This is a genomic window from Methylocella silvestris (genome assembly GCF_002891535.1).
Classification (GTDB): domain Bacteria; phylum Pseudomonadota; class Alphaproteobacteria; order Rhizobiales; family Beijerinckiaceae; genus Methylocapsa; species Methylocapsa silvestris_A.
The window spans coordinates 62,997-89,167 of record NZ_PDZR01000011.1 but is presented as its reverse complement, the minus strand read 5'-3'; the positions used below and the strand labels follow the sequence as shown (position 1 = coordinate 89,167).

26 protein-coding genes are annotated in these 26,171 nt (G+C 63.7%); 6 read left to right on the top strand and 20 right to left on the bottom strand.

Annotated features, from left to right (window positions below):
- The first annotated feature begins 55 nt into the window (after window positions 1-55).
- From gcvT to CR492_RS11275, 6 genes are all read left to right on the top strand, one after another.
- Window positions 56-1,189 carry a glycine cleavage system aminomethyltransferase GcvT gene (gene gcvT / locus CR492_RS11300; RefSeq protein WP_102843848.1) on the top strand — a complete coding sequence of 378 codons (1,134 nt, stop codon included), beginning with the start codon at window positions 56-58 and terminating at the stop codon, window positions 1,187-1,189.
- A complete protein-coding gene (gcvH, locus tag CR492_RS11295) occupies window positions 1,189-1,566 on the top strand; it encodes a glycine cleavage system protein GcvH (RefSeq protein ID WP_102843847.1) in 378 nt (125 codons plus the stop codon). Before gcvT ends, gcvH begins: the two co-directional genes overlap by 1 nt.
- Before the next feature lie 50 nt (window positions 1,567-1,616).
- A complete protein-coding gene (gene gcvPA / locus CR492_RS11290) occupies window positions 1,617-2,957 on the top strand; it encodes an aminomethyl-transferring glycine dehydrogenase subunit GcvPA (RefSeq protein ID WP_102843846.1) in 1,341 nt (446 codons plus the stop codon).
- 1 nt (window position 2,958) lies between these two features.
- Window positions 2,959-4,503 carry an aminomethyl-transferring glycine dehydrogenase subunit GcvPB gene (gene gcvPB / locus CR492_RS11285; RefSeq protein ID WP_102843845.1) on the top strand — a complete coding sequence of 515 codons (1,545 nt, stop codon included), beginning with the start codon at window positions 2,959-2,961 and terminating at the stop codon, window positions 4,501-4,503.
- Window positions 4,504-5,020: 517 nt separating this feature from the next.
- Complete coding sequence (locus CR492_RS11280) at window positions 5,021-5,440, top strand: CopG family transcriptional regulator (RefSeq protein ID WP_102843882.1); 420 nt, start codon at window positions 5,021-5,023, stop codon at window positions 5,438-5,440.
- A gap of 65 nt (window positions 5,441-5,505) precedes the next feature.
- Window positions 5,506-6,651 carry an extracellular catalytic domain type 1 short-chain-length polyhydroxyalkanoate depolymerase gene (locus CR492_RS11275; protein ID WP_102843844.1) on the top strand — a complete coding sequence of 382 codons (1,146 nt, stop codon included), beginning with the start codon at window positions 5,506-5,508 and terminating at the stop codon, window positions 6,649-6,651.
- 81 nt (window positions 6,652-6,732) lie between these two features.
- Here the strand turns inward: CR492_RS11275 and CR492_RS11270 are convergent, their stop codons facing one another.
- From CR492_RS11270 to CR492_RS11175, 20 genes are all read right to left on the bottom strand, one after another.
- Window positions 6,733-7,293, bottom strand: coding sequence for an invasion associated locus B family protein (locus CR492_RS11270; protein WP_146030243.1), 561 nt, complete (start codon window positions 7,291-7,293; stop codon window positions 6,733-6,735).
- Window positions 7,294-7,466: 173 nt separating this feature from the next.
- Window positions 7,467-8,423 (bottom strand): prephenate/arogenate dehydrogenase family protein, encoded by a 957-nt coding sequence (locus tag CR492_RS11265; protein ID WP_102843842.1) that lies wholly within the window; start codon window positions 8,421-8,423, stop codon window positions 7,467-7,469.
- A gap of 5 nt (window positions 8,424-8,428) precedes the next feature.
- Entirely contained in the window at window positions 8,429-9,544 is a 1,116-nt protein-coding gene (gene hisC / locus CR492_RS11260) for a histidinol-phosphate transaminase (RefSeq protein ID WP_102843881.1), read from the bottom strand.
- A gap of 25 nt (window positions 9,545-9,569) precedes the next feature.
- Window positions 9,570-10,430, bottom strand: a complete 861-nt coding sequence (locus tag CR492_RS11255; RefSeq protein ID WP_102843841.1) for a chorismate mutase — start codon at window positions 10,428-10,430, stop codon at window positions 9,570-9,572.
- Window positions 10,431-10,498: 68 nt separating this feature from the next.
- Window positions 10,499-11,002, bottom strand: coding sequence for a hypothetical protein (locus tag CR492_RS11250; protein ID WP_102843840.1), 504 nt, complete (start codon window positions 11,000-11,002; stop codon window positions 10,499-10,501).
- A complete protein-coding gene (gene dapD, locus CR492_RS11245; protein WP_102843839.1) occupies window positions 11,002-11,859 on the bottom strand; it encodes a 2,3,4,5-tetrahydropyridine-2,6-dicarboxylate N-succinyltransferase in 858 nt (285 codons plus the stop codon). The genes CR492_RS11250 and dapD overlap by 1 nt, the downstream gene beginning before the upstream one ends.
- A 72-nt stretch (window positions 11,860-11,931) precedes the next feature.
- Window positions 11,932-12,654 carry a pyrimidine 5'-nucleotidase gene (locus CR492_RS11240; protein WP_102843880.1) on the bottom strand — a complete coding sequence of 241 codons (723 nt, stop codon included), beginning with the start codon at window positions 12,652-12,654 and terminating at the stop codon, window positions 11,932-11,934.
- Between the two features lie 65 nt (window positions 12,655-12,719).
- The gene (gene argB / locus CR492_RS11235; protein ID WP_102843838.1) at window positions 12,720-13,604 is read right to left on the bottom strand and encodes an acetylglutamate kinase; all 885 of its coding nucleotides are present in this window, start codon (window positions 13,602-13,604) and stop codon (window positions 12,720-12,722) included.
- Between the two features lie 83 nt (window positions 13,605-13,687).
- Complete coding sequence (gene yihA, locus CR492_RS11230) at window positions 13,688-14,368, bottom strand: ribosome biogenesis GTP-binding protein YihA/YsxC (protein ID WP_102843837.1); 681 nt, start codon at window positions 14,366-14,368, stop codon at window positions 13,688-13,690.
- On the bottom strand, window positions 14,365-16,173 hold the full coding sequence (yidC, locus tag CR492_RS11225; protein ID WP_102843836.1) for a membrane protein insertase YidC: 1,809 nt from the start codon (window positions 16,171-16,173) through the stop codon (window positions 14,365-14,367). The genes yihA and yidC overlap by 4 nt, the downstream gene beginning before the upstream one ends.
- 101 nt (window positions 16,174-16,274) lie before the next feature.
- Window positions 16,275-16,850, bottom strand: a complete 576-nt coding sequence (gene rnpA / locus CR492_RS11220) for a ribonuclease P protein component (RefSeq protein WP_245412051.1) — start codon at window positions 16,848-16,850, stop codon at window positions 16,275-16,277.
- Window positions 16,807-16,941 (bottom strand): 50S ribosomal protein L34, encoded by a 135-nt coding sequence (gene rpmH, locus CR492_RS11215; protein ID WP_012590238.1) that lies wholly within the window; start codon window positions 16,939-16,941, stop codon window positions 16,807-16,809. The genes rnpA and rpmH overlap by 44 nt, the downstream gene beginning before the upstream one ends.
- A gap of 168 nt (window positions 16,942-17,109) precedes the next feature.
- Window positions 17,110-17,793 carry a ribulose-phosphate 3-epimerase gene (gene rpe, locus CR492_RS11210; protein WP_102843834.1) on the bottom strand — a complete coding sequence of 228 codons (684 nt, stop codon included), beginning with the start codon at window positions 17,791-17,793 and terminating at the stop codon, window positions 17,110-17,112.
- A gap of 13 nt (window positions 17,794-17,806) precedes the next feature.
- A complete protein-coding gene (gene cbbX, locus CR492_RS11205) occupies window positions 17,807-18,676 on the bottom strand; it encodes a CbbX protein (protein ID WP_432431207.1) in 870 nt (289 codons plus the stop codon).
- An 81-nt stretch (window positions 18,677-18,757) separates the two neighbouring features.
- Complete coding sequence (locus CR492_RS11200) at window positions 18,758-19,177, bottom strand: ribulose bisphosphate carboxylase small subunit (protein ID WP_102843832.1); 420 nt, start codon at window positions 19,175-19,177, stop codon at window positions 18,758-18,760.
- Window positions 19,178-19,189: 12 nt separating this feature from the next.
- Window positions 19,190-20,644: a form I ribulose bisphosphate carboxylase large subunit gene (locus tag CR492_RS11195; RefSeq protein WP_102843831.1), complete on the bottom strand. Its 1,455-nt coding sequence runs from the start codon at window positions 20,642-20,644 to the stop codon at window positions 19,190-19,192.
- 37 nt (window positions 20,645-20,681) lie between these two features.
- Window positions 20,682-21,767 carry a class II fructose-bisphosphate aldolase gene (fba, locus tag CR492_RS11190; protein ID WP_102843830.1) on the bottom strand — a complete coding sequence of 362 codons (1,086 nt, stop codon included), beginning with the start codon at window positions 21,765-21,767 and terminating at the stop codon, window positions 20,682-20,684.
- Between the two features lie 187 nt (window positions 21,768-21,954).
- A complete protein-coding gene (gene tkt, locus CR492_RS11185; RefSeq protein ID WP_102843829.1) occupies window positions 21,955-23,958 on the bottom strand; it encodes a transketolase in 2,004 nt (667 codons plus the stop codon).
- The gene (locus tag CR492_RS11180; protein WP_102843879.1) at window positions 23,933-24,847 is read right to left on the bottom strand and encodes a phosphoribulokinase; all 915 of its coding nucleotides are present in this window, start codon (window positions 24,845-24,847) and stop codon (window positions 23,933-23,935) included. The genes tkt and CR492_RS11180 overlap by 26 nt, the downstream gene beginning before the upstream one ends.
- A 208-nt stretch (window positions 24,848-25,055) precedes the next feature.
- Window positions 25,056-26,114 carry a class 1 fructose-bisphosphatase gene (locus CR492_RS11175; protein ID WP_102843878.1) on the bottom strand — a complete coding sequence of 353 codons (1,059 nt, stop codon included), beginning with the start codon at window positions 26,112-26,114 and terminating at the stop codon, window positions 25,056-25,058.
- Between the last annotated feature and the right edge of the window lie 57 nt (window positions 26,115-26,171).

Genomic DNA, 26,171 nt, shown 5'->3' with positions numbered 1-26,171 from the left:
CCGAGGCTCGATTCGTCGCGCCGCGACTTTGCTTGATCCTTGTTCGAGGAAGCCCATGTCCGTTCAGTCCGCCGTCCTTCCCCTTGCGCGCACCCCTCTTTACGATCTTCATTGCGAGCTCGGCGCCCGCCTCGTTCCCTTCGCGGGCTATGAAATGCCCGTGCAATATCCGCCGGGCGTCATCGCCGAGCATCTGCACACCCGCGCCGGGGCCGGACTGTTCGACGTTTCGCATATGGGACAGGCGCTGTTTGAGGGCGCGCACGCCTTGCGCGCGTTCGAGCGGCTGGCGCCCGGCGATATCGCCACGCTCCATTCAGGTCAGATGCGCTACACGCAGCTGCTCGACGCCAATGGCCAAATCCTCGATGATCTGATGGTCACGCGCCTTGCCGATGAGGGCGGACGCCAGCGCCTGTTTCTTGTCGTCAACGCCGCCAGCAAGGAAGCCGATTTCGCCCATATCAGCGCCGCGCTGCCCGGATTTGCTCTCACGCCGCTGCCGCAACTCGCGCTTCTGGCGCTGCAGGGACCGCAAGCGGCCGAGGTTCTCGAAAATATCGTCCCGGTGGTCTCGCGACTGGCCTTCATGCGGTCGGCTGAATTCGAATTCGACGGATTCCGGCTGAGGATTTCCCGCTCGGGCTACACCGGGGAAGACGGCTTCGAGATTTCTCTGCCGGCGGCAAAGGCGGAGGCGTTCGCGCGGACGCTGCTGTTCGATCCCCGTGTGCTTCCGGTTGGGCTCGGCGCGCGCGATTCGCTTCGCCTCGAGGCGGGGCTGTGCCTCTGCGGCCACGACATCGATGCGACGACGGACCCGGTCGAGGCCGGGCTGTTATGGTCGATCTCAAAGCGCCGGCGCGTGGAAGGCGGCTTTCCCGGCTTTGCGCGCGTTGCGGAAGCGATCGCCCGTGGTCCGGCGCGGCGCCGCGTCGGCTTTATCCTCGACGGCAAGGCGCCCGCCCGCGAAGGCGCGGAGATCGAGACGCCGGACGGCCGCGCCATCGGCCGCCTGACCTCGGGGGGCTATGCCCCAAGTCTCGGCCGTCCCATCGCAATGGGTTATGTTGCGGCGCAAGAAGCCATCGTCGGCGCGGCAGTGAATCTGATTGTGCGCGGCAAACCGGCGCCGGCGCGGATCGCCGCGACGCCGTTCACGCCGCACGCCTATGTCAGGAGAGCCTAATGTCCAACCTTCGCTATACCAAAGACCATGAATATATAAGGCTTGAGCCGGACGGCGCCGTCGTCGGCATAACCGATTTCGCCCAGTCGCAATTGGGCGACGTCGTCTTCGTCGAGCTTCCCGTCGTCGGCGCCGTCTTGGCCGAGGGCGCCGAGGCCGCCGTCGTTGAAAGCGTCAAGGCGGCGAGCGGCGTCAATGCGCCAGCCTCGGGCGAGGTTATCGGCGTCAATTCCGCGCTGGAAGAAAAGCCCGCCCTCGTCAACGAGGAGCCGAACGGCTCCGGCTGGTTCTTCAAGCTGAAGCTCTCGGACCCCTCGGAACTCGATGCGCTCATGGATGAGGAGGCCTACGAGGCGTTCGTCAAGACCATCGCCTGATACGGCAAACCCGCGCGACCACCAAAGATCGAACCTTCGATTGGAACTCCATGCGCTATCTGCCCCTGAATTCTGAAGACCGCTCCGAAATGCTGGCGCGGATCGGCGTCGACTCGATCGACGCCCTGTTTTCGTCGATTCCCGAAGCAAATCGGCTTTCGCGCGATCTCGACCTGCCGCTTCGGCGCAGCGAGATGGAGACGCAGCGTCTGCTCGCCGCGATGGCGGCGAAGAATATGCCGGCCGGCTCCGCGCCGTTCTTCATCGGCGCCGGCGCCTATAAGCATCACATCCCGGCGAGCGTCGATCATCTGATCCAGCGTTCGGAATTCCTGACGAGCTACACCCCCTATCAGCCGGAAATCTCGCAAGGCACGTTGCAGGCGATCTTCGAGTTTCAGACCCAGGTCGCGGCGCTGACCGCGATGGATGTCGCCAACGCCTCAATGTATGACGGCTCGACCGCGACGATGGAGGCCGTATTGATGGCCCATCGCGTCACAAAGAGGCGCAAGGCCGTGCTGTCCGGCGGCCTGCATCCGCATTATGCGGAGGTCGTGCGCACCGTCTCGAAGATGACGGACAATGATGCGCTGAGCCTGCCGCCAGACGTCTTCGCCGCCGAAGATCTTGCCGCCGAGGTCGACGAAGAGACGTCCTGCGTCGTCGTCCAGACGCCGGACGCCTTCGGCAATTTGCGCGACCTCTCGGCGCTTGCGGCTGCCTGCAAGGAGCATGGCGCGCTTCTGATCGCCGTCTTCACCGAGGCGATCTCGCTCGGCCTCGTCAAGCCGCCAGGCGCGATGGGCGCCGACATCGTCGTCGGCGAGGGCCAATCGATCGGCAACGGGCTCAATTTCGGCGGACCCTATGTCGGCCTTTTCGCGACAAGACAGAAATATCTGCGGCAAATGCCGGGCCGGCTCTGCGGCGAGACGGTCGACGCCGACGGACGGCGCGGCTTCGTGCTGACTCTCTCGACGCGCGAGCAGCACATCAAGCGCGACAAGGCGACCTCCAGCATCTGTACCAACGCCGGCCTCTGCTGCCTCGCCTTCACGATGCATCTGACGCTGCTCGGCGAGGCGGGGCTGCGCCAGCTTGCGCGCGTCAACCATGCCAATGCGGTCGATCTCGCCGGGCGCTTTGCGCAAATCTATGGCGTCGAGGTGCTCAATCGCAGCTTCTTCAACGAATTTACGGTGCGCGTCCCCGGACCCGCCGCCGAGATCGTCGAACATCTGGCGCAAAAGGGCATTCTCGGCGGCGTTCCTGCATCGCGCCTGTGGCCGGGCGAAGACCTAGACGATCTGATGATCGTGGCGTCGAGCGAAATCAACACGGACGAGGACCGCGCCGCCTTCGCCTCCGCTCTCAGAGGGATCGCCTAAGATGAACAGACCTGAACATCCGATTTCGTCGGCCGGGACAGGGCGTCCGCGCTCCTTTACCTCCAATCGCGGCCTCTGCCAGGAAGAGGGGCTGATTTTCGAGATCGGCCGCCCGGACGTCAGCGGCGTCGATATCGACGAGCCCGCGCCGTTCGAGATGCGGCTCGGCGGCCTCGAACGCGAGGAGCCGATCGGCCTGCCGGGGCTTAGCGAGCCGGAAGCGATGCGCCACTACGTACGGCTGTCGCAGAAGAATTATTCGATCGATGCGGGGCTCTATCCGCTCGGCTCCTGCACCATGAAGCATAATCCGCGGCTGAACGAGTCGATGGCCCGGCTGCCGGGCTTTGGCGACATCCATCCGCTGCAGCCGGAATCAACCGTCGCCGGCGCACTGGAGCTGATCGCCGAACTATCGCGTTGGTTGATGGAGATGACCGGCATGCCGGCGGTCGCCATGTCGCCGAAAGCGGGCGCGCATGGCGAAGCCTGCGGCATGATGGCGATCAAGGCCGCGATCGCCGCCCGCGGCGAAAGCGCGACGCGGCGGATCGTGCTCGTGCCGGAATCGGCGCATGGCACCAATCCGGCGAGCGCGGCGCTGGTTGGCTTTGCGACGCGCACTGTGCCGTGCGGTCCGGACGGACGTGTTGATCTCGCGGCCCTGAAAAGCCTGCTCGGGCCGGATGTCGCCGCGATCATGCTCACCAATCCGAACACCTGCGGCCTGTTCGAGAGCGATATCGTCGCGATCGCCGAAGCGATGCATGCCGTTGGGGCTTATTTTTATTGCGACGGGGCGAATTTCAACGCGATCGTCGGCAAGACGCGGCCCGGCGACCTCGGCGTCGACGCCATGCATATCAATCTGCACAAGACGTTTTCGACCCCGCATGGCGGTGGCGGCCCCGGCGCGGGGCCCGTCGTCCTGTCTGCCCGGCTCGCGCCCTTCGCGCCGGTTCCTTTCCTCCGCGAGGGAGAGAGCGGACTTCGGCTGGTCGAACATGTCGAGGCCGATTCGCAGTCTTTTGGCCGCATGGCGGCCTTCCACGGTCAGATGGGAATGTTCGTCCGGGCGCTCTCCTACATGATGTCTCATGGCGCGGACGGCTTGCGTCAGGCCTCGGAAGACGCGGTGCTGAGCGCGAATTACATCCGGGCGAGCCTCAGCGATCTGATGACGCAGCCCTTTGGCGACCAACCCTGCATGCATGAAGTGCTGTTCGACGACGCGTGGCTGAAGCCGACCGGGCTCTCGACGCTCGACTTCGCCAAGGCGATGATCGACGAGGGCTATCACCCGATGACGATCTATTTCCCGCTGGTCGCGCATGGGGCGATGCTGATTGAGCCGACTGAATCGGAATCGAAGGCCTCGCTTGACCTGTTCATTGCGACCTTGCGCGATCTCGCCTTTTCCGCTTTCGACGGCGCTTTCGACCGCTTCGTTGGCGCGCCCTATCATGCGCCGCGCCGCCGTCTCGACGAAACCCGGGCCGCGCGCAATCCGATCCTGAAATGGTCCGCCCCCACACAAGACGTCTAGCGCATACCGATCAGAGCCAAGCAAGCTGATCGGCAAGGACATGCTCAAGCTTTTGAGTTTGAGCGATATCTTATCGATCGAACGATGCCTTCGGTCGATAGGCGCTCCAGGCGCTCAGGGCTTGCCGGAGAGCGCCCACATCCCAGGAAGCCGTTCTGCCGCTAGCCAAGGCGCGATAACTCGCGCTTTCAGGCAACGCCTCGCCGCGTCACGCGTCCGCTCGCCCGCGGAAAGATCCATCTTGAAAAACTCAGGCCGCCGCCAGGCCTGAGCCGGATCTCCTTGCCCGAGCGGGGCTGCGTCAGTCCGCCTCAGAGCCGTTTACCGCTGCGACGCGTTTAAGCCCTCAGAGAAAGATTTTGCGCCGCACAAAAGTTGACACATTCGTCATTAATCATTGGCCTCGTCGGGCCGGAGCCGCAAAGGCGCTCCCGCAATCGTGACCTACGGCTTGCCTTTCGCACTTGCGAACCCGCCTCATACCATCCATATACCATCCACACAGATGGGGAACGACATGGGTGCGGAAATACACCGCCTTCGCGACAAGATTTGCGATAGCGAGAAGATCACGATCAATCTCGGCTATGTCGATCTCGGTCAGGTCGATCTGCTCGTGCGGGAAGGATTTTATTCGAACCGCACGGACATGATCCGCACGGCGATACGCAATCAGCTCCGGCTGCATGCGGACGACGTGAAGAAAACAATCGTGCGCGAGACCCTCGAAATCGGTCTGAGGCACTATAGCAGGGAGGATTTAGAAACGGTTAAGGCTGCGGGCGAGATGCTCAGCATCAAAGTCATCGGCCTCGCCATCATCGCGGACGACGTTCCATGCGACCTCGCGCTCTCGACCATCGAGTCGATCACGGTTCATGGCGCGCTTCAGGCGAGCAAAGCGGTCAAGTTGACGCTTACGGATCGAATTCGCTGATGATGTTTCAGCGAAAATTGAGATGCGAATGAGACTGCTGACCGCAATTCCAAAAGGACCAAGCAATGAAGATCACTCTCGACAGCGCGCTACGCAAGGCCACTGCGTTAACATCGCGTCAAAATCTGGTCGAGGCGACGAAAGTCATTCAACGGGCTTTGGGCGCAGCGCCCGAGCCCACGAGCGCGCCAACTCTGCCCCAGGCAATCAATGGCGCCGCCATGCTGGGCCATCTTCCAGGACAGCCGACAACGGCTCCAAAGCCTCTTGCCGAAATGTTCGACAAATTGCGCCACGGCTTCGCGCCGGGGTTTGACTGGGCGCCGCCGGCGGACGATGAAGCGTCCCCCGAGACGAAGCCAGAGGGCGCTCAGTTTATCGCGCGCTCCTTCACCTGCGCGGCCGGTTCGCGCAGCTACAAGCTGTTCATTCCAAGCAGCGCCGCCAAGGGTAACCGCAAAAAGATGCCGCTCATCGTCATGCTGCATGGCTGCAAGCAGGACCCGGATGATTTCGCGCGCGGCACCCGCATGAACGTTCTTGCCGAGGAAGAGGGTTTTCTGGTCGCCTATCCGCAGCAATCCGGCAGTTCGAATCAAATGGGGTGCTGGAACTGGTTCAATCTCAAGGATCAGGCGCGCGACTCCGGCGAAACCGCCATCATCGCCGGCATTGCGCGCGAGGTCATGGCGGAGTTTCAGGTCGATCCTGAGCGCGTCTTCGTTGCGGGCCTCTCTGCCGGCGGCGCGATGGCCGCCAATCTCAGCATGACCCATCCGGATATTTTCAGGGCGGTCGGCATCCATTCCGGCCTGCCTTGCGGCGCGGCGACCGACGTCGTCTCGGCTTTCAACGCGATGCGGCATGGCGCCACGACGACCGGCGCGACGCCGCCGGTCAATGTCCGCACCATCGTGTTCCAGGGCGGCGCCGACCGAACCGTACATCCCTCGAATGCGGATCTGATCGTCGCCTTCGCCAGCACCGGGATCAAGGGCGCCGTCGAGACGCGCGAACGCGGAGCCGGCGAGGATGGCGTCGCCTTCGAACGCACGATCATTGCGGACGCCAAGGGCGTCCCGCAAGTGGAGTATTGGGCGCTCGAAGATCTCGGCCATGCCTGGTCGGGCGGACATTCCACGGGCTCGTTCACCGATCCCAACGGACCTGACGCCTCGCGCGAAATGCTGCGCTTCTTCATGCAGCATTGACGCCAGAGCACAGCACGCCGAAATAGAAAAAAGCGGGGCCCGCAAGCCCCGCTTTTGTTTGCCTGCGAAAGCCGCCGATCGTTACTGGCCAGCCTTCGGCGAAAGCGCGTCGAGCGCCTCGGCGAGACCCTTGCTGGAAATGGCGGTCGATAGTTGCTCGCCGCCGGCGTTGGTGATCGTCATCATCCCGTTGCGGCCTGCGGCGCGGAACGCCGCCAGCTGTTCGGGAGTGAGAAGGACGTCGGCAAGACAGGCGCTATTCAGGCAGGACGAAAATGAAAGATTTGCCTTGCCGGCGTCGACGATGACTTCGGGGCCAGGCTGAAGCGTCAGATTGGCCTGCACGATCGCGACAAGCCGCGTCGGCTTGTCCGCGCTATCGCGGACGAAAGCCAGCCGGGCAACGGGCGGAAGCTGGCCTTCCGGCTGCAGCACAATGTCGGCCTCGCATTGTCCGGGCTGCGGATTGCAGATCACGGTCCAATCGCCGAATGTTTTCCGGCTTGGCGGCGGCGCTTTAGCAGGCTCGGCTGCCGCTGGAGCGGATTGGCTGGGGGTCCCGGCGGGGGCGGCGGTTTGCGCAATTGCCGCAGAAGCGCAGGCGAGCGGGACGAACAGGGACAGAATCAAGCGATGGCGCATGGGCGTCGTTTCCAAAGTTTTTTGGTATGGGTCTAGCGAGCGGGGCGAGGCGCTGGCAGGCCGGCCCCTTTCGAGGCTGCTTTAAGCACGATCAGCCGGCTTCCTCCAAATCGGCGCATGCCGATGATTTGGATCGTCCCGATCCAGCCGGAAAAACTGCAATTTTTCGGCGTCTAGTCTTCCCCGTCATCCTTGCCGCGGCGGCCGAAATCGGGCGCCGCGGTTTCCTGGCCAAGGTCGATGATGCTGCGCCTTATGGCGCGCGTGCGGGTGAACAGATCCTGCAGCCCCTCGCCGTCGCCGCGCCGGATCATGCGCTGCAACGCGGTTAGATCCTCGGTGAAGCGGCCGAGCATTTCCAGCACGGCGTCTTTGTTCGCCAGAAAGATGTCGCGCCACATGACGGGATCGGAGGCCGCGATGCGGGTGAAGTCGCGAAATCCGCCGGCGGAAAATTTAATGACCTCGGATTGCGTCACTTCCTCGAGGTCGGCGGCGGTGCCAACAATATTATAGGCGATAAGATGCGGCACATGGCTTGTGATCGCCAGCACCAGATCATGATGCGCCGCGCCCATGATTTCGACATTGGCGCCCGCATGCTTCCACAGGGCGATGAGTTTTGCGACCGCGTCCGGATCGGCGTCGTCCGGCGGCGTGACGATCGTCCAGCGATTGTGAAACAGGCTGGCGAAGCCCGCGTCGGGACCTGATTCCTCCGTGCCTGCGACGGGATGGGCCGGGATCAGATGAACATGCGGCGGCAGGAGCGGGGCGAGCGCCGCGATGACGGCGGCCTTGACCGATCCGACGTCGGAAATGATCGCCCCATCGGCCAAATGCGGCGCCATATCGCGCGCAATGTCCTCCATTGCTCCGACTGGCGCGCAGAGCACGACGAGATCGGCGCCGGAGACAGCCTCGCCAAGCGTTGCCGGGACATGATCGGCAAGGCCGATCTCCGCAGCGCGCCGGCGCACCGCAGCGTTGGCGTCAAAGGCGCTGATCTGCCGCGCCAGCCCTTTTCGGCGGATGATCCGCGCGAGCGACGAGCCGATCAGGCCGACGCCGATGATCGCCGCTCGCTCAAAAAGAGGCGCCTCCAGCGCGGGTCCAAGACCGTCGGGCAAATGCGTCAGCCCTTTGCGCGCGTCGCGACGAAATCCGCCAGTGCGGCGACGACGAGGCGGTTCGCTTCTTCCGACCCGACGGTGAGGCGCAGGCAGTCGGGCAGTCCATAGGCGGCGACGGCGCGAAGGATCAAGCCGCGCGCGGTGAGAAAAGCGTCCGCCTGCCGGGCTTCTTCGGCTCCGCGAAAGCGCAGCAGGAGAAAATTGCCGGCGCTGGGCGTCACCTCTATGCCAAACGCTGCGATCTCTTGCGAAAGCCAATCGCGCCATTGATCATTGTGCGCGATGGAGGCTTCGATATGCGCCGCGTCCGCGATTGAGGCGAGGCCGGCGGCCATCGCCGCCGTGCTGGTGTTGAAGGGCGCGCGGATGCGGTTGATGGCGTCGCAGACATGCTCTGGCGCGTAGCACCAGCCAAGCCGGATCGCGGCGAGGCCGTGGATCTTCGAGAAGGTGCGCGTCATCACGACGTTTTCGCGCCCGCGGACCAGCGCCTCGCCGGCGGCGTAATCGGCTTGCGACGCATATTCGGCATAGGCCGCGTCGAGCACCAGCAGCACCTGCGGCGGCAGGGCGTCGGCGAGGCGCTCGACCTCGGCGTTTGGCAGATAGGTCCCGGTCGGATTGTTCGGATTGGCCAGAAAAACGATTTTCGTCCGCGGTCCGACCTTGGCCAGAATCTGGTCGACGTCAGCGGTGACATTCGTTTCCGGGGCGACGACCGGCGTTCCGCCTGCGGCAAGAATGGCGATCTTGTAGACGAGAAAGCCGTGTTCGGTGAACACGCCTTCATCGTCCGGCCCGAGATAAGCGGTCGCCAGAAGGTGAAGGATTTCGTCGGAGCCCGCGCCGCAGACGATCCGCTGCGGCTCGAGGCCGAATTTTGAAGCGATCGCCATGCGCAGCACGCGGGCGGTGCCTTCCGGATAGGCCTCTAACCCTTCGGCGGCGGCGCGAACGGCCTCTTTCGCGCGCGGGGAGGGGCCGAGCGGCGTCTCATTGGACGATAATTTATAGATCTTGCCGACGCCCGGCGCCGTGCTTTTGCCCGGCACATAAGGGTCGATGCGAAACACCGCGGGAACGGGGAGGGGACGCGCGGCGCCTTCGGTCTTGGTCATTTTACCGCAAAACTCCGAAGTGATTTCATTGCGCGACGGCGAAAGGGGCGGGGTCGCGGCGGGCTTCTTCGGCCGCGCAGCGCGCGGCATGGCCGCCGATCTCGACGATCGCGGCCTCGTTCACGGCGAAGGCGTCGGCAAGGGCGGCGCGGCTCACCGCGCCGGGCGCTGAGACGAGAAGCGAACCCTGCGGCCCTTCCGCAGCGGCGATGATATCGGCCTCAAGCTGCTCCAGCCGGCCCTGTGGCGGCATCGCCGCGCCGTCGAGCGAAACATCATAGACGATGACGTCGCGCACGGCCGATTCGGCGAGCGGATGGGCGACGACGAACAGCGGCGTCCCGGCCGGATGATCGGGCCGCTCGACGAAGGGTAGGCGAGCGATGATTTTCGGCGCCTGCGGCGCCTTGAGGCGCGTCCACCAGCCGGAGGAGGCGGGGCCGGGCGCGACTGGCACGAGCCCAAGATCGCCCGTCGAGCGGGACACCGCCTCGGTCACGGCATTTGCGTCGACGTGGGGCTGATAGGGCACGGTAAAACCAAAGTGGAAGCGGCAGCAGTCGCGCATCCGCGCATCGCCGCCCGACACGTCGGCGTGGACCGCATAGGGCGACTGCACAAAAGTGAAAGTCGAGATGATGATGCGCCAGATGCTCTCGACCGTATCGAGCGGCAAAAGACCACTGTGGCGCGACACCAGCGAGCGCATCATGTCGGCTTCGCGGCCGGGCCGGAAGGCGGAGCCGCCGCCCTGGCGCGCCTTGGCCTCGATCAGCCGATGGATGATCTCGCCGCGCTTGATCAGGAGCTGATGCAGCTCCGAATCGATGCAGTCGATCTCGACCCTCAAATCAGCGAGCGTTTCAAGACGGGCGGGGTGGGTCATCTTGGGCTCAATGGCGCGGCTTGTTCGGGGGGCGATAAGCGTGTCTTAGCGCATTTGGCGCGGGATGTTCAAACGCCGGGCTCGGCGGGCGTCAGCGCGCGCGGCTCCCGGAAGCCCAGCTCAAGCACGGTCCAGACCACCGCCCCGACGAGCAGGGCGTCGACGCCGACCACATACCAGTGCGAGAGATCCTCGCTGACGCGCGGCTGCAGCCAATGCGCCGCGCCGGAAAACAGCGCGCCAAGCGGAACGAGGCCGGCGAGCCCCGTCGGCAAACCTCTCGTGCGCAGCCGTTTGGCGGAGAGATTGTAAAGGCTGATGCCGATGAAGATCACGCCGAGCGAATAGAAAAGCAGATAGATGAAGGTCGCGAGCGTTCGCCAGTCGATCAAGCTCGATTGCGGCGTCAGCTCGCGATAGGCGTAGGGCTCGACCAGCCGCCAGATCGTCGTCAGCACGATGAGGATCACGGTCAAGAAGCCAAAGCCGGCGCGCCAGGTCCAGGCGTCGATCAGCCCCGCGTCGGTGCGGAAGCCGAACTGCGCCAGAAATTCCGCGAGCCTCTTTTGCATCAGTCTCTCAACAGATCGTTGATCGCTGTCTTGGCGCGGGTTTGCGCGTCGACGGTCTTGACGATCACGGCGCAATAGAGCGAAGGCCCCGGCGAGCCGTCGGGCAGCGGCTTGCCGGGCAGATTGCCCGAAACCACGACCGAAAACGGCGGCACATAGCCGATGTGGATTTTGCCGCTGGCGCGGTCGATGATCTTGGTCGAGGCGGAAATGAAGGTTCCCATCGAGACCACCGCGCCCTGCCCGACGATGACGCCCTCGACGATCTCCGAGCGCGCGCCGATGAAGCAGTCATCCTCGATGATGGTCGGATTGGCCTGCAACGGCTCCAGCACGCCGCCGATGCCGACGCCGCCGGACAGATGCACATTCTTGCCGATCTGGGCGCAGGAGCCGACCGTCACCCAGGTGTCGACCATGCTGTTCGTATCGACATAGGCGCCGAGATTGACGAAGGAGGGCATCAGCACGACGCCGGGCGCAATATAGGCGGAGCGGCGCACGACGCAGCCCGGCACGGAGCGAAAGCCCGCCGCCGTATGCTCCTTCGCGCCCCAGCCGGCGAATTTGGAAGGCACCTTGTCCCACCAGGTCGCGCCGCCCGGCCCGCCCGGGATCTCGCCCATGTCGTTGAGGCGGAAGGATAAAAGCACCGCCTTCTTCAGCCATTGATGGACGCGCCACGAATTCGGGCCGCTCTCGCCCTCGATTTTCTCGGCGACGCGCAGCTTGCCGGCGTCGAGCAGATGCATCGCGGCGTCTACCGCCTTGCGGACATCGCCCTGGGTCTGGGCGTTGATGCTGGCGCGATCTTCAAAGGCAGCCTCGATGATCGTTTCGAGGGCGGTATGGGTCATTTCTGGCGCTTTCGGTTTGCTGCTTGCGTCAGCAAGAGCCGTTACAGCTTTCGCGCAGTGGAGGCAACGGATTCAGTCGGCGGGCTTCGCGGCCGTGACGATGTCGACGAGGAATCCCTCGAGGTCGGTGGTGATGAAGTCGATATGCGGCGGCGCCGCTTCGGTGACCATCTCAAAGGCCTCGCGATGGTCGATCTGGCCGGGCTTCGGAACCACCAAAGCGGTCGTCATCCCCCGCGCATGCGGCACGATCAGATTGCGGGCGAGATCCTCGAACATGACCGAACGGGCGGGGTCGACGCCATGCTTGTCGAAGAATCGCTGATAGGTTTCGGCGGCGGGCTTCGGCATGAAATCGGCCGCGACGATGTCGAAAATATCCTCGAACATTTCGTCGATGCCGAGCGCCTGCGCCGTGCGCAGCGCATGGTCGCGCGAGCCATTGGTCAGGATCAGCTTGCGGCCGGGCAAAGCGAGAATGGCGCTCGCCAGCGAATGATTGGGCTTCAGGCCGGAGCGGTCGATATCATGCGCGAAATCGAGAAACTCCTCGGCGCTGATCTTGTGCTCCTCCATCAGCCCGCGAAGGGTGGTGCCATAGCGCTCATAGTAATATTTTTGCAATGCGCGCGAGGACATGCCGTCAAGGCCGAACAGATGCGCCATGAAGAGCGTAATGCGCGCGTCAATCTTCGGCCAGAGGTCGCTGTCAGCCGGATAAAGCGTGTTGTCGAGATCGAAGACCCAGATGTCTTTTTGCGCGAATAGATCGGCGACGCGCGCGCGCCGCCGCAAAGAGGGACCGAGCGGGTCGAGGGCCGCGGCCGTTTCGTCTGGCGTAAGAGGATGGTCTTCGTGCTTCACCGCGTGATCAGCGTTCCCGCGCCATGGTCCGTCAGAAGCTCGACAAGCACCGCATGCGGCGATTTTCCATCGAGGATGACGACCCCCTCGACGCCCTGTTCGAGCGCATAAATGCAGGTCTCCACCTTGGGGATCATGCCGCCCGTGATGACGCCCTCCGCGATGAGCGCATGGATCTGATCGACCCGCAGCTCCTTGATGAGTTTCTTGTCGCGGTCGAGCACGCCCGGCACGTCCGTCAGGAACAAAAGCCGCTTCGCCTTGAGCGCGCCGGCGATCGCGCCGGCGAAAGTGTCGGCGTTGACGTTATAGGTCTCGCCGTCGACCCCCTGCGCGATCGGCGCCAGCACCGGAATCAGCTCCCGGCCGAGCACCTGTTCGAGCACCGTGGCGTCGACCTTGGCCGGCTCGCCGACGAAGCCGAGATCGACGCCGTCGCTGGTGCGCGCCACCTTGTGGGCGATCACCATATTGCCGTCCTTGCCGCAGAGCCCGATCGCGCGGCCGCCCTCGGCGTTGATGGAGCCGACGATCTGCTTGTTGATCGAGCCGGCGAGCACCATTTCTACGATTTCGACGGTCTCCTTGTCGGTGATGCGCAGCCCGTCGGAAAATTCGGATTTGATGCCGAGCTTCTTCAGCATGGCGCCGATCTGCGGGCCGCCGCCATGCACGACGACGGGATTGAGGCCCGACTGCTCAAGCAGCACCATGTCTCTTGCGAAATCCCGCGCGACCGTCTCGTCGCCCATAGCATGGCCGCCATATTTCACGACGACGGTTGCGTCGTCGTAATGCAGCATATGCGGCAGAGCCTGCATCAGGATGGCGGCCTGCTCCTGCGCCTTCTGCTGCTCTGTGGGTGCGTCTGCGTCGGTCATGCGTGTTCGCCCAGCTTTGAGATCGAAGCCTATCTATCCGTCAATGATGACAAGCTCAACGCGGACGGAGCCTTGCCGGCTCGTCAATGGCCATGCTCGGCGAGGAGCCGGGCGATGGCGGCGCGAAGCTCAGAAACGCCGTCGGAGGTCCGCGACGAGGTGAAGATCGCCTGCGGATAGGCGGCCGGACGCTTCTCGATCGCCTTCAGCGTCTCCTCGATGCGCCGGGCGGCCTCGGCTTCCTTCACCTCGTCCTGCTTGGTCAGCACGATCTGGTAGGAGAGGGCGCAGCGGTCGAGCAGATCCATCATCTCATAATCGGGCGGCTTCAGGCCGTGGCGCCCGTCGATCAGCACGAAGGCGCGCAGAAGCGGCGCGCGGCCGCGCAGATAATCCTGCATCAGCTGCGTCCAGGAGGCGATCTGCTCCTTGGAGGCGGCGGCATAGCCATAGCCCGGCATGTCGACGAGCCGCAGCCTTGCGTCGTCGATGCCGCCGCCGAGGCCGAAGAAATTGAGTTCGCGCGTCCGGCCTGGCGTATGCGAGGTGCGCGCCAGGCTCTTGCGGTTGGTCAGCGCGTTGAGCAGCGAGGATTTGCCGACGTTGGAGCGGCCGGCGAAGGCGATTTCCGGCGCGCCCGGCGGCGGCAGGCTGGCGACCGAGCTCGCCGCCCAGAGGAAATCGCATTCGGCGGCGAATAATTTGCGCCCGACCTCGTTGAAGTCGGCGAGCGCCGCAACGGGAGCCGGGTCAAGGTCGCTCAACTCGTGACCTTCTTGCGAAACAGCGAGGCCAGATTGTCGAACAATTCAACCTTCACCCCCGCCCGCTTCATGATGAGTGTTTGCTGCGAGACGGACAGGATATTGTTCCAGGTCCAGTAGATGACGAGGCCGACCGGGAAGCCGCCGAGGGTGAAGGTGAAGATCACCGGCATCCAGGTGAAGATCTGCTTCTGCATCGGGTCGGCGGGCTCGGGATTGGCCTTCATCTGGACGAACATCGAGACGCCCATCAGAAGCGGCCATACGCCAATGGCGAGGAAATGGCCGATCAGCGGCAGTTGCGTCGGATCGAACGGCAGCAGTCCGAACAGATTGAAAAGATTGGTGGGATCGGGCGCCGAGAGGTCATGGATCCAGCCGAAGAAGGGCGCATGCCGCATCTCGATGGTGACGAACAGCACCTTATACAGCGCGAAGAACACCGGGATCTGAATCAGCATCGGCAGGCAGCCGGAGACGGGATTGATCTTCTCGCGCTTGTAGAGCGCCATCGTCTCCTGTTGCTGCTTCATCTTGTCGTCGGGATATTTTTCCCGCAGCGCCGCGATTTCCGGCGCGACCGCCTTCATCTTGGCCATCGACAGATAGCTCTTGTTGGCGAGCGGGAAGAAAATCCCCTTGACGATCACGGTGGCGAGCAGGATGGCGACGCCGAAATTGCCCGTCAGCGAATAAAGGAAATGCAGCAGCCGGAACATCGGCCGGGTGATGAAATAGAACCAGCCCCAGTCGATCAGAAGCTCGAATTTCTTGATGCCGAGATCGGCCTGATAGGCGTCGAGCGTATGGACTTCCTTGGCGCCGGCGAAAAGGCGGCTCATGGCCTCGGTCGAGGCGCCGGGGGCGATGGTCTGCGCCGGGCCGACGAAATCAGCGCGATAGGTCTTGATGCCGCTTGGCGTCGGATTGGCCGAAAAGCGGGCTTCGATCGGCGTCGCCTGGTCGGGAATGACCGTCGCCGCCCAATATTTGTCGGTGAAGCCGAGCCAGCCGCCAGCGCCGGAGAACGTCTTGTAACCGCGATCTTCTTTTTCGATCTTGTCGTAGTGGTATTCCTGCACGCCCGCATCGCCGATGACGCCGACGAATCCTTCATGCAGTACGGCGTAGTTCACGGTTTTCGGGAGGCCGTGGCGCGCAACCAGCGCATAGGAGGCGAGCGTCACCGGCTTGGCGGACTTGTTCTCGACGCTGTCCTTGATCGTAAACATGAAGCGGGCGTCGACCGCGATCTGGCGATGGAAGACAAGGCCTTGACCATTGTCGTAGGTCAGGGTGACAGGGGCCTCAGGAGTCAGCGCGTCGCGATCGGCGGTCCAGACCGTATCGGAGCGCGGGACGGCGACCACCTCGCCGGGCGCCGGGACGAAGCCGGCCTCGGCGTAATAGGCGTCCGGCGCCCCCTGCGGCGAGAGCAGTACGATGTTGGGGCTGTTCGGGTCGACCGTCTCGCGATAGCCCTTGAGCGAAACATCGTCGAGCCGCGCGCCCTTCAAGGACAGCGAGCCGAAAATCGCCGGCGTGTCGATTTTTACCCGGGGGGAGGCGGCGAGCGCCTCGGCCCGGGTTTTGGGCAGGGCCTCGGGCGGCGCCAAATTGCCGGATAGGGCGTCCTGCGGCGTTGCGGCGGACTGCGGCTGCGCTCCGGCCGGCGCATTTTGCGTCTGCGTCTGGGCAAGGCGCGCCCGGTCGGCCTGTTTCGGCGCGAAGATATAGCTCCAGCCAACGATCACGAGGCACGAGAGGCCGATCGCAAGATAGAGATTCCTCGAATCCTTATTCATGTTGCTCTAGCCGCCTTTGCGCCAGGGGTCCGGCCTCGGTACCGGATCGATGTGACCATATACAGAATGAAGACCGCCAGCGGCTGTCCGCCGTCGCGGAGTCAGGGGCCGCCGCCACCTTGCGGGCGGCTTTTTTGCAGCGCCTCGCGGTTTGGTCCGCGTTTGCGCGAGCGTCCGTCGGGCTTCGATTGGCTTGATTCGATTTTGTCGATCGCCCGGCTCAGTTCGACCTGCATCGTCGCGAAGGCGAGGCGCAGAGCCTCGATGCGGGCGACTATTACATAGTCCCGGCAAGGCCGCGCGGGAAGGGCCTCTGCGGTGCGCAGCGCTTCCTTGAACCGCCGCCGGATGCGGTTGCGCACGACGGCGCCGCCGACCTTTTTGGTGACGGTGAAGCCGAATCGCGGCGGGGCAGGGGCGCGTTCACTTTCCGACCGCTCCACAGCCTGAAGCGTAAAACCCTTGGCGTGGAAGCGTTTGCCCTTTGCCGCGCGGACGAAATCCGCGCGGCGCTTCAGCCGCAGAGGCGCCGTCGAAGAAGGGTCGTCCTGCACGATGCGCCTGCCTTGCTGCTGCGGCGCGCCAGAGCTTGCGGCGAACATCGCCCCGGCCGTCAGCGCCGCAGGCCCAGGCTCAAGCGGAAAGTTTCTTGCGGCCTCGCGCGCGGCGCGCTGCAATGATCCGGCGCCCGCCGACAGTCGCCATCCGGGCCCGGAACCCGTGCCGGCGCTTGCGCACGAGCTTGCTCGGTTGATAAGTCCGCTTCACCGTCAACTTCCTTCAATTATTTTGCGTATCGCCGGCTGCTGGTTAGCAGCCCACGCGTCGAGAACGCGGGCGCGACATTCGCGCCCGGCGCAGAACGCGTCTTATAAGGGCGTCGTCGTTATGAAGTCAATTTGGCGAAGCCATTTTGCCGAAGGCGGCGAGCCGGATTCAGGCCGCATCCCGTCGCGCCGTCGCCTCGGCGCTGGCGCGAATGGCGGCGATATTGGCGGCATATTGGGCCGGCCCCCCCTTGAACACCGCGGAACCCGCGACGAGGGTGTCGGCTCCTACCGCCGCGACAAGGGCCGCCGTCTGCGGATTGACGCCGCCGTCAACCTCGATCCGGATTGGGCGATCGCCGCTCATCGCCCTGAGTTCGGCGATTTTTTCGACTGCCGACGGGATGAAGGCCTGGCCGCCGAAGCCGGGATTGACCGACATCACCAGCACGAGATCGAGAAGGTCCAGCACATGCTTGACGCTGGAGGCCGGGCTCGCCGGATTGAGCACGACGCCGGCCTTTTTGCCGAGGGCGCGGATCGCCTGCAGCGAGCGGTGCAGATGCGGGCCTGCCTCGACATGGACGGCGATGAGATCGGCGCCGGCCTCGGCGAAGGCTTCGAGATAGGGATCGCAGGGCGCGATCATCAGATGCACGTCGAAGGGCAAATGCGTATGCGGCCGCAGCGCGGCGACGATCGCCGGCCCGATCGTGATGTTCGGCACGAAATGGCCGTCCATGACGTCGACGTGAATCCAGTCGGCGCCGGCCTCCGTGATAGCGCGGACTTCCTCGCCGAGCTTTGCGAAATCAGCGGACAGGATGGACGGCGCGATGACGAGGGGATTCATGGGGCTGACCTTCTCAATTTGAATTTTCCGCGTTGAACACCCGGCTCGTCAATATGTCGGCCGCGTCGATCGTCATCAGATCTTCGAGGCGGACGGGGCCGTCCTGCTCGAAATAGCGGCTGGCGTGCCGCAGCCGCGCGCGGTCAAGCGCATTGCGGATCGAACGCGCGTTGGAAAACAGCGGCTGAAGGCGGCGCTCAGCGATATAGGCGGCAAACGCCTCTGCGCCGTCCAAGCTGAATTTATAATGCTGGGCGGCGAGCATCGATTCTGCGATCGCCATCAATTCGCCGTCGGAATAATCGGGAAAATCGATGTGATGCGCGATGCGCGAGCGAAAGCCCGGATTGGAGCGGAAGAACTGGTCCATGCGGGAAGCGTAGCCGGCGAGAATCACGACAAGGTCCTCGCGCTGATTCTCCATCACCTGCAAAAGAATTTCGATCGCCTCCTGTCCGTAATCGCGCTCATTCTCCTGGCGATAGAGGTAATAGGCCTCGTCGATGAACAAGACGCCGCCCATCGCTTTCTTCAGGATTTCTTTCGTCTTCGGCGCGGTATGACCGATATATTGGCCGACGAGGTCGTCGCGCGTCACCGAGACGAGATGTCCTTTGCGGATATAGCCGAGCTTGTGCAAAATCTCCGCCATGCGCAGGGCGACGGTGGTCTTGCCGGTGCCGGCGTTTCCGGTAAAGGACATATGCAGGGTCGGCGGCTCGGAGATGAGGCCGAGGCGGCGGCGCACGCGATCAACGATGAGAAGCGCGCATATCTGGCGGATACGCTGCTTGACGGGGGCGAGCCCCACCAGCTCGCGGTCGAGCGTGTCGAGAACTTCCGCGACATGGGTTTCGCGCAATTCGGCGCGCAGGTCGATCATGGCCTGTGGGACGCCGTCGTCGCCGGCCGGCTTTTGCTGCTCCTCACCCATTCTTCGCGTCTCTATTTCGTCGGCCGCGCTTCAATAGCGCTCCGATTCCGGCCGGTCGACCGCATAGGATTGCAGAGAATAGATCTGCCGGCGGCCCGGCCCCTCAGAGCGCACCAGGCGGAAGCCCGGCTCCTTCGCAGGACGATTGACGATGAAGGAGATGCGCACGCTCTCCCATCCCGGCGAGGCGTCGAACGCCGAGAGGCGCACATAATAGCGGCCGGCGTGAGCCTTGCGGCACGCTGCGAGTTCAAGCATCACGCCGGCGGGGTCCTTGATGTCGAACATCGGCAGATCCCACATCTCCCAATAGGTGTTCCTCGGGTGCGGATCGTCGGTGTACTCAAGATTGATCGCCCATCCCTTGTCGATGCAATATTGCACCTGCGAACGAATCTGGTCGTCGGTCAAATCCGGCAGAAACGAAAAGCACCCCTGCGTGACGCGCATTGGATCGCTCCCTCAAGCCGGCGTCGCGGTCGGGACGAAATCAGGCGAGTCCGTCGAGGTGTAATCAAAACTGACGTCCTTCCAGACGTCGAGCGCCTGGCGCAGCGGCGTACAGCCGCGAGCCGCGTCCTCGAGGATCGCCGGGCCTTCTGCGAGCGTGTCGCGTCCGCAATTGCGGGCGAAGATCATTGCCTCCAGCGCGACGCGATTGGCGGTCGCGCCCGCGGCGATTCCCATCGGATGACCGATGGTGCCGCCGCCGAACTGCAGCACGACGTCCTCGCCGAGAAGATCGAGCAGCTGGTGCATCTGGCCGGCATGGATGCCGCCCGAGGCGACCGGCATCAGCTTGTTCAGCGAGGCCCAATGCTGGTCGAAGAAGACGCCATGTTCGAGCTGCTGCGGATTATAATCCTCGCGGCAGATGTCGTAATAGCCGCGCGTCGTATTCGGATCGCCTTCGAGCTTGCCGACGACGGTGCCGGCGTGGATATGGTCGACGCCGGCCAGCCGCATCCATTTGGCGATGACGCGGAACGAGACGCCATGGATCTTCTGCCGCGTATAGGTCGAATGGCCGGCGCGATGCAGATGCAGGATCATGTCGTTGCGCCGCGCCCATTTGGCCATGGACTGGATCGCCGTATAGCCGATCACGAGATCGATCATGATGATGACCGAGCCGAGCTCCTTGGCGAATTCCGCCCGCTCATACATGTCTTCCATGGTGGCGGCCGTGACGTTGAGATAGGTGCCCTTGATCTCGCCCGTCGCGGCTTCCGCGCGATTGACCGCCTCCATGCAATAGAGGAAGCGCTCGCGCCAATGCATGAAGGGCTGTGAATTGATGTTCTCATCGTCCTTCGTGAAGTCGAGCCCGCCCTTTAGCGCCTCATAGACGACGCGACCGTAATTACGTCCCGAGAGGCCAAGCTTTGGCTTGACGGTCGCCCCAAGCAGCGGGCGGCCGAATTTGTCGAGCCGTTCGCGCTCGACGACGATGCCGGTCGCCGGCCCCTGAAAGGTTTTCACATAGGCGACCGGAAAGCGCATGTCCTCGAGCCGCAGCGCCTTCAGCGGCTTGAAGCCGAACACATTGCCGATGATCGACGCGGAGAGATTGGCGATCGAACCCGGCTCGAAGAGATCGAGCTCATAGGCGATGAAGGCGAAATAGGAGCCGGGCGCGTTCGGGACCGGATCGACACGGTAGCATTTCGCGCGGTATTTGTCGCAAGCCGTCAGCCTGTCGGTCCAGACCACCGTCCAGGTCGCGGTCGAGGATTCGCCGGCGACCGCCGCCGACGCCTCGATCGGATCGACGCCGTCCTGCGGCGTCACGCGGAAACAGGCGATGATGTCGGTATCGCCCGGAACATAGTCCGGCTGCCAATAGCCCATCTGCCGATATTCCATGACGCCCGCCGAGAAGCGGGAGCGGGCTTTAGCAGGCGGCGAGGCGGTCATCGGACTCTCCTTCGCGTGACGGTGCGGCTCCCGGCCTCTATTCTGCGGCCGAACGCTGCAGGTGGGCGCGCGGCTCGAGGCTACCCGAGGCGTAGCGCTTGGCCATTGCCGACATCGGCAGGACCTTGATCTTGGAGGCGTTGCCGGCCGTGCCGAATTGTTCGAGCCGCAGCTTGCAGACCGCGCGCATGGCGTCCATCGCCGGCTTCAAAAATTTGCGCGGATCGAATTCATCCTTGAACTCGGTGGCGATGCGGCGGAACTGGCCCGTCATGGCGAGCCGGCAATCGGTGTCGATATTGACCTTGCGCACGCCATGCTTGATGCCACGAACGATCTCCTCAACCGGCACGCCGAACGTCTGACGCATGCCGCCGCCATTGGCGTTGAAAATATCCTGCAGATCCTGCGGCACCGACGACGAGCCGTGCATCACGAGATGGGTGTTCGGCAGCTTGGCGTGTATCTCCTCGATCACTTTCATCGAGAGAATCTCGCCGTCGGGCTTGCGCGAAAACTTGTAGGCCCCATGCGAGGTTCCCATTGCGATGGCGAGCGCGTCGACTTTTGTGCGCATTACGAAATCGACGGCCTGGTCGGGATCGGTCAGAAGCTGTTCGCGGCTCAGCACGCCCTCGGCGCCGTGGCCGTCTTCCTGTTCGCCGGTCCCATGTTCGAGCGAGCCGAGCACGCCGAGTTCGCCTTCGACCGAAGCGCCGACGAGATGGGCGACTTCGGCGACGCGGGCCGTGATCGCCACATTGTAATCGTAAGAGGCGGGGGTCTTGGCGTCGGCTTCGAGCGAGCCATCCATCATCACCGACGAGAAGCCATATTGGATGGCGCTGAAGCAGGTCGCCTCGCCATTGCCGTGGTCCTGATGCATGCAGATCGGGATATCCGGATACATTTCGATCAGCGCCTCGATCATCTTGGCGAGCATGATGTCGTTGGCGTAGCCGCGCGCGCCCCGGCTCGCCTGGATGATGACTGGCGCATCGACGGCGGCGGCCGCTTCGACGATCGCGAGGCCCTGCTCCATATTGTTGATGTTGAAGGCGGGAACGCCATAATCATGCTCGGCGGCATGATCGAGCAGCTGACGAAGGGTAATTCGAGCCATGTCCAGTCTCCGTCCACAGTGAAAATCATGGGCCAGCCGGCTTTGAGGCCGGCGCTTGAAGCATCGAAGGCGAGACCCTTCCGCCGCCGCGGTCAAGCAACTCGCGCACCGTTTCCTCGCCCCGGCGTCTTTATCGCCGCGCAAGGCGCACAGGCTGTCTTTAGCGCCAAAGCCGCGCAAACTTCGTTCAGCGCGCGAGAAGCGCGCGGGCTTCAGCGATGATCGCATCGACGGTAATGCCGAATTTCTTGTAGAGTTCGCCGGCTGGAGCGCTAGCGCCAAATGACGACATGCCGACGAAGCCGTCAGTTCGGTCAAGCACCAGGTCCCAGCCCTGCCGCACCGCCGCCTCGACGCCGACCCGCGGCGCCGTTCCGATGACGCTGGCGCGATAGGCGGCGGGCGCCTCGGCGAACAGTTCAAAGCAGGGGATCGACACCACCGCGGCTCTGACGCCTTCCGCGCCGAGCCGGTCGGCCGCTTCGACCGCCAGCGAGACCTCGGAGCCCGTCGCAAACAGCGTCACGTCGCGCTCGCCCTCGGGCGCGCGCAGCACATAGGCGCCGGCGGCGCTGAGATTCTCGCTCGTATGGGCGCGCCGCACGATCGGCAGGTTCTGCCGCGTCAACGCGATGACCGAGGGCGAGGTCCGGCGCTCCAGCGCGAGCTGCCAGGCCTCGGCGGTCTCGACGGCGTCCGCCGGGCGGAACACGAGCAGATTGGGAATGGCGCGCAGCGAGGCCAGATGCTCAACCGGCTGATGCGTCGGCCCGTCCTCGCCAAGCCCGATCGAATCATGGGTCAGCACATGAATGACGCGGATGCCCATCAGCGCCGCAAGGCGTATCGCCGGACGGCTATAATCGGCAAAGACGAGGAAAGTGCCGCCATAGGGAATAAAGCCGCCATGCAGGGCGATGCCGTTCATCGCCGCGGCCATGCCGAATTCGCGGATGCCGTAATGCAGGTAGCGCCCGGAAAAATCGACTGGCGAGACCGGCTTCATGTCGCCGGCCTTGGTGTTGTTGGAGCCTGTGAGGTCGGCCGAACCGCCGATCAGATTGGGCTGCGCCGGGGCGAGCCTGTCGAGCAGCTTTTGCGACGAGATGCGCGTCGCCTGCGGCGCATTGGCCTCGCTCGCGGCCTTCTTGAAAGCTTCGACCGCGTCTTCGACGGCGGGCTCGATGTCGCCGCTGAGGTCAGCCTTGAACCTTGCCAGCGCCGCGGGCTCCAGCGCTTTGAGCCGCGCCTCCCAGGCAGCGCGGGGGGCTTGAGCCTTCGCCGCTGTCGCGCGCCAGGCGCTGGCGATCGGATCGGGGATCTCGAAGGGCGCATGCGGCCAGCCATAGACGGCGCGCGTTCCCGCGACCTCATCCTTGCCGAGCGCCGCGCCATGAACCGCATGGGTGCCGGCCTTGGTCGGAGCGCCAAAGCCGATGGTGGTGCGGCAGGCGATGAGGGTCGGCCGTTCGGCCGATTGCGCCGCCTCAAGCGCCTTCGCCACCGCCTCGGGATCATGTCCGTCGACGCGCGCGGCCGCCCATCCGGCCGCCGCGAAGCGGGCGAGTTGGTCGGTCGAATCGGCCAGCGAGACCTTGCCGTCGATGGTGATGCCATTGTCGTCCCAAAGAACGATCAGCTTCGACAGCTTCAAGTGGCCGGCGAGCGTGATCGCCTCCTGGCTGATCCCTTCCATCAGGCAGCCGTCGCCGGCGATGACATAGGTGCGGTGATCGACGACGCCCGAGCCAAAGCGCGCGGCGAGCAGTTTTTCGGCGATCGCCATGCCGACTGCCGCGGCGAGGCCCTGGCCGAGAGGGCCGGTGGTCGTCTCGACCCCCGCGGTGTGGCCATATTCAGGATGTCCCGGCGTCTTCGAATCAAGCTGGCGGAAGCGCTCGATCTCGGCCCGTGTCACGCCCGGATAGCCGAGCAGATAAAGCAGGGAATAGAGCAGCATCGAGCCATGGCCGGCGGACAGGACGAAGCGGTCGCGGTCCGGCCAGGCGGGATCGGCGGGATCGAATTTCATGAAACGCGTAAACAGCACGGTCGCGACGTCGGCCATTCCCATCGGCATGCCGGGATGGCCGGAGTTCGCCTTCTCCACGGCGTCGATCGACAGGATGCGGATGGCGTTCGCCATCTCGGCGTCCGACGCTCCCTTAGAAGTTTTCGTGAGCGCGTTCATCGAATTTCCGTCCTTGGGTCAGGCGCCTTCTGCGTTCGACCAGCTGCAGAATGAAAGGCGTCAAAATGAGCTGCATGGCGATGTCGAGCTTAGCGCCGGGGATGACGATGGAGTTCGCCCGCGACATGAAGCTGTCGTGGATCATCGACAGGAGATAGGGAAAGTCGATGCCGCTCGGCTTGGCGAAACGGATGATAACCATGGATTCGTCCGCCGTCGGAATCCAGCGCGCCGTGAATGGATTGGAGGTGTCGACCGTCGGCACGCGCTGGAAGTTGATATCCGTCTCCGTGAACTGAGGGCAGATGTAGCGCGTGTAGTCTGGCATCCGGCGCAAGATCGTGTCCATCACCGCTTCGGTCGTATAGCCGCGGTCGGCGCGGTCACGATGGATCTTCTGAATCCATTCGAGATTGATCACGGGAACGACGCCGATCTTAAGGTCGGCGTGGCGGGCGATATTGACCTTTTCGGTCACCGACGCGCCATGCAGGCCTTCATAGAACAGGAGGTCGCTGTGCGCCTGAAGCGATTTCCATTCCGTAAAAGTGCCGGGCTCCTGGCCGAACAGCGCCGCCTCGGCCTCGTCATGCACATAATGGCGGGTCTTGGCGACGCCGCGCGCGCTATAGGTGCGGAAGACCTCTTCAAGCTCCTCGAGCAGATTGGCGGCCGGGCCGAAATGGCTGAAATGATTGTTGCCCCTGGTCGCCTCCTCCTCCATCACATTGCGCATTTCAATGCGATCGTAGCGGTGAAAGGCGTCGCCCTCGATATAGCAGGCGTTGATTCCCTCGCGCCGGAAAATCTGCTCGAAGGTGCGCTTGACCGAGGTGGTGCCCGCGCCCGACGAACCGGTAACCGAAATGATCGGATATCTGACCGACATGACCTTTTGAGCTTCCCCGCTCTTTACCAACAGATGAGCCTGACGCCGCAGACGCCGCGCTCTGCGCGGCTCCGAACCGCCCGCCAATCCTTTCCAAGCGGTCCCGCCGCTTCATTCACGAAAGGAAGTGTGTCAAAACAAAGCGTTACATGTTTTTATGATGTCCGTGCGACGGAACGGCGCATTCGATCACGGTGATTCCTGGATTCTAGTCCCGCATGAGACCCCGGCCGCCAAAAAGCGGCGCGCGTTCGGCGGAGACTTTTGGATCGGAGCGATAGCGCGCGACGAGGCGCACCGGATCTGCCGATCCTAATACAAGCGGCGCGCGCTGGTGAATGGCGGTCGGCTCGATGTCGAGCAGGGCCGAAAGCCCATCGGTCGCGACGCCGCCCGCCCGCTCGATGAGGAAAGCAACCGGAGCGCCTTCATAGAGCAGCCGCAGCCTGCCGTCCGAATAGCCCGGCCTCTGGTCGCCCGGATAGAGGAAAATGCCGCCACGCAGCAGGATGCGATAGGCTTCTGCAACGAGCGAACCCACCCAGCGCATATTGTAATTGCGCTTCATCGGCCCATCGAGGCCGCGGGCGCAATCCTCGATAAAGGCGCGGATCGAGGGCTCCCAATGGCGGTAATTGGAAGCATTGACCGCATATTCGGACGATTCCTTCGGGATCGGCCCGGCCGTCGCCGCATGGTAAAATTGCCCGTCGTTGCGGTCGAGCGTGAAGATTTCGACCGGACTGGCGCCGATCGCGAAGACCATCGAGGTTTGCGGACCGTAGATGACGAATCCCGCCGCGATCTGCGCGCGTCCCTTTTGCAGAAAATGCGCCTCGAGCGAACTTGCTTCCGGAAGGGTCGGCAGCAGCGAGAAAATCGTGCCGATCGAGACATTGGCGTCGATGTTGGACGAACCGTCGAGGGGGTCCATGGAGACGACGATCGAGGCGTTCGGATTGAGCAGCAGCGCCTCTTTCAGCTCTTCCGAGACGACGCCATAGACCGGCGCGCGGCGCAGCGCCTCGACGAACATTTCATCGGCAAGGACGTCGAGCTCCTTCTGGACGTCGCCGTCCGAATTGGTGCTTCCCCTCGCGTCGCCAAGACGGCCATAGAGCCGACCGAGCCCGATCAGCTCCGACATCTTGACCGAGGCGGCGGCGATCTCGCCGAGCGTCGCCGCGGCCGCCTCAAGACGGGCGTCGGCGCCAACCGTGCGGCCGAGGTAGGCTTTCAATTCTTCTGCGCCCGAAATCCTTGGCATGTCGGCCCTTTTTGCATCATATCCTCCAGCGTTATCGCCGAAAGCCATCCGAAATAA

Excerpts from the sequence above, each read along its gene's own strand:
- gcvT (WP_102843848.1), top strand. The coding sequence starts at position 56 with ATGTCCGTTCAGTCCGCCGTCCTTCCCCTTGCGCGCACCCCTCTTTAC.
- gcvH (WP_102843847.1), top strand. The coding sequence starts at position 1,189 with ATGTCCAACCTTCGCTATACCAAAGACCATGAATATATAAGGCTTGAG.
- gcvPA (WP_102843846.1), top strand. The coding sequence starts at position 1,617 with ATGCGCTATCTGCCCCTGAATTCTGAAGACCGCTCCGAAATGCTGGCG.
- gcvPB (WP_102843845.1), top strand. The coding sequence starts at position 2,959 with ATGAACAGACCTGAACATCCGATTTCGTCGGCCGGGACAGGGCGTCCG.
- CR492_RS11280 (WP_102843882.1), top strand. The coding sequence starts at position 5,021 with ATGGGTGCGGAAATACACCGCCTTCGCGACAAGATTTGCGATAGCGAG.
- CR492_RS11275 (WP_102843844.1), top strand. The coding sequence starts at position 5,506 with ATGAAGATCACTCTCGACAGCGCGCTACGCAAGGCCACTGCGTTAACA.
- CR492_RS11270 (WP_146030243.1), bottom strand. The coding sequence starts at position 7,293 with ATGCGCCATCGCTTGATTCTGTCCCTGTTCGTCCCGCTCGCCTGCGCT.
- hisC (WP_102843881.1), bottom strand. The coding sequence starts at position 9,544 with ATGACCAAGACCGAAGGCGCCGCGCGTCCCCTCCCCGTTCCCGCGGTG.
- CR492_RS11255 (WP_102843841.1), bottom strand. The coding sequence starts at position 10,430 with ATGACCCACCCCGCCCGTCTTGAAACGCTCGCTGATTTGAGGGTCGAG.
- CR492_RS11250 (WP_102843840.1), bottom strand. The coding sequence starts at position 11,002 with ATGCAAAAGAGGCTCGCGGAATTTCTGGCGCAGTTCGGCTTCCGCACC.
- dapD (WP_102843839.1), bottom strand. The coding sequence starts at position 11,859 with ATGACCCATACCGCCCTCGAAACGATCATCGAGGCTGCCTTTGAAGAT.
- argB (WP_102843838.1), bottom strand. The coding sequence starts at position 13,604 with ATGACCGACGCAGACGCACCCACAGAGCAGCAGAAGGCGCAGGAGCAG.
- yidC (WP_102843836.1), bottom strand. The coding sequence starts at position 16,173 with ATGAATAAGGATTCGAGGAATCTCTATCTTGCGATCGGCCTCTCGTGC.
- rpe (WP_102843834.1), bottom strand. The coding sequence starts at position 17,793 with ATGAATCCCCTCGTCATCGCGCCGTCCATCCTGTCCGCTGATTTCGCA.
- cbbX (WP_432431207.1), bottom strand. The coding sequence starts at position 18,676 with ATGATCGACCTGCGCGCCGAATTGCGCGAAACCCATGTCGCGGAAGTT.
- CR492_RS11200 (WP_102843832.1), bottom strand. The coding sequence starts at position 19,177 with ATGCGCGTCACGCAGGGGTGCTTTTCGTTTCTGCCGGATTTGACCGAC.
- CR492_RS11195 (WP_102843831.1), bottom strand. The coding sequence starts at position 20,644 with ATGACCGCCTCGCCGCCTGCTAAAGCCCGCTCCCGCTTCTCGGCGGGC.
- fba (WP_102843830.1), bottom strand. The coding sequence starts at position 21,767 with ATGGCTCGAATTACCCTTCGTCAGCTGCTCGATCATGCCGCCGAGCAT.
- tkt (WP_102843829.1), bottom strand. The coding sequence starts at position 23,958 with ATGAACGCGCTCACGAAAACTTCTAAGGGAGCGTCGGACGCCGAGATG.
- CR492_RS11180 (WP_102843879.1), bottom strand. The coding sequence starts at position 24,847 with ATGTCGGTCAGATATCCGATCATTTCGGTTACCGGTTCGTCGGGCGCG.
- CR492_RS11175 (WP_102843878.1), bottom strand. The coding sequence starts at position 26,114 with ATGCCAAGGATTTCGGGCGCAGAAGAATTGAAAGCCTACCTCGGCCGC.